Source organism: Pseudoalteromonas shioyasakiensis (assembly GCF_022398475.1).
In the GTDB taxonomy this organism is placed as follows: domain Bacteria; phylum Pseudomonadota; class Gammaproteobacteria; order Enterobacterales; family Alteromonadaceae; genus Pseudoalteromonas.
The window spans coordinates 1-1719 of the sequence record NZ_JAKEVM010000265.1; the positions used below are offsets into that span (position 1 = coordinate 1).

General features: G+C 37.6%; 2 protein-coding genes. Both read left to right on the plus strand.

Annotated elements, in window-relative coordinates; all coding sequences use genetic code 11:
• The first annotated feature begins 16 nt into the window (after positions 1 to 16).
• Positions 17 to 253 (plus strand): hypothetical protein, encoded by a 237-nt coding sequence (locus L1D51_RS21330; RefSeq protein ID WP_239964815.1) that lies wholly within the window; start codon positions 17 to 19, stop codon positions 251 to 253.
• A 1-nt stretch (position 254) separates the two neighbouring features.
• Entirely contained in the window at positions 255 to 1457 is a 1203-nt protein-coding gene (locus L1D51_RS21335; RefSeq protein ID WP_239964816.1) for a tyrosine-type recombinase/integrase, read from the plus strand.
• Positions 1458 to 1719 lie beyond the last annotated feature (262 nt).

The following is a 1719-nucleotide window of genomic DNA, read 5'->3' on the forward strand; positions in this document are numbered from 1 at the left end:
ACTTTGGAGGTTCTAAATGAATCATACAATTACAAATGGCGGTAGGCTGATGAAAGGCCAACTGTGGGCGAGCATGTTTTTTACCGAGTGTTCAAGGCCATCAAATAAAACTCTGAGAAGTTGGATCAATGGCGGAGTTATTGAAGGTGAATTTGTAGGTAACAATGCTGAAGTATATGTTTACAGCAATCAACTTCCGCTCACTAATGTAGCTGCTTTCGCATTAGCAGCTCAACTAGCGGAGTTAAGTTAACATGACAGGTAAAAAAAGAGCTGTTAATAAAAGTAGTGGTAACAGAAGAAGCGATAAGTACAGAGATCTTCCTCCTTATTTATACTTTGACAAGAAAGCTGGTTACTCTCTTAAGCTTACAAATGGCAGGAGAAAGATCGTCAGTCAAAATAGACAAGAAGCGATCACAGTTGCGCTTGACTATAATCGCCGAACACGCTCAGCTCCAATATTGGATAAGCTGATGAATGACAAGCCAGTGCAATTAAGTTTGAATCTTATTATAGATTCAATTATTGAACGTATGATTTCTGACAAAGCTCCAAGTAATGGCTTGCTTTCAACTTGGAAAAATGATGTTCAGCGTATAAAAAGTTACTTCACTATGCCTTGCAATGAAATAGCTTTAACTCATGTAACTGACTACATGGAAGTTAATCATGAAGGCGCTAGTAACAATGTATATAACCGTAAGCTTAGCTTTTTAGAGCTTGTATTCGACTACGCGAAGGATAGTGGCTATATGACAACAAACCCAGCCGCGTTAAAGATTAAAAAGCCAAAAGAGCACAAGAAACGAAAACCGTTAGATCTGGAAGCGTTTGTAAAGATCCTAGAGGCAGCTCCTTTGTGGTTAAAAACTTCTATGAATTTAACGATGCAAACTACACATGCTGTTTTAGAGGTATCTAGAATTGAATACAAATTGACTGAAGCAGAGCCAGGTCGCTGTGGTTGTATTTGGTATGAAGTACCAAAGCAAGATCAATTTGGCACGGTTTATGGGGAGTTGGCTATCCATCGCCAAAAAACTCATAAAAGCGAAGCTTCACACGTGATTATTCCTATAAATGACACGTTAAAAACTATTATCGACAACAGCCGAGATGCAATCTTATCTCCTTATGTTGTACATAAGCTGCCGAAGAAAAACTCTAACCCTACTAGTTCTCTGGTTAATCACGTTACCCAGATAGTAAGTAAAAATATCAGTAAAGAGTTTTCTAAAATTCGTGATGAGTTAGGTTTATATGACCATCTAAAGTCAGAGGAGCGCCCTACTTATCATGAAATACGTGGCCTTTCAGCGCGTCTAATCAAAGCTCAAGGTAATGATCCTCAAAGTCGTATGGGTCATTCAGATAGTAAATCTACAAAGGTTTACACTGAGTTTGGAAAAGAGACTGAGTGGGTACAAGTACCAAATCTCACTGTTAACTTCTGAGTTTCAGAGTAATCTAATAAAACCCGCTAAATAGCGGGTTTTTATTTATTAGCAATATATTAAGCTGAGTGAAGCTTTCTATTCGTTAGTAAATATAAATAAAGTAAAATCTAAATTATATTTGGAATATTGATAGTTAAACTGTAGTTCAGCCCTATACCAATAGGTACAGTGAGTTCTCCCAACTCAGCGGACAAACTCAGCGTAGAGAAATTTGTTCTGATGCAGCTGCTGATTGGTGATTATTTTCACACTACTAGGA

Excerpts from the sequence above, each read along its gene's own strand:
- L1D51_RS21330 (WP_239964815.1), top strand. The coding sequence starts at position 17 with ATGAATCATACAATTACAAATGGCGGTAGGCTGATGAAAGGCCAACTG.
- L1D51_RS21335 (WP_239964816.1), top strand. The coding sequence starts at position 255 with ATGACAGGTAAAAAAAGAGCTGTTAATAAAAGTAGTGGTAACAGAAGA.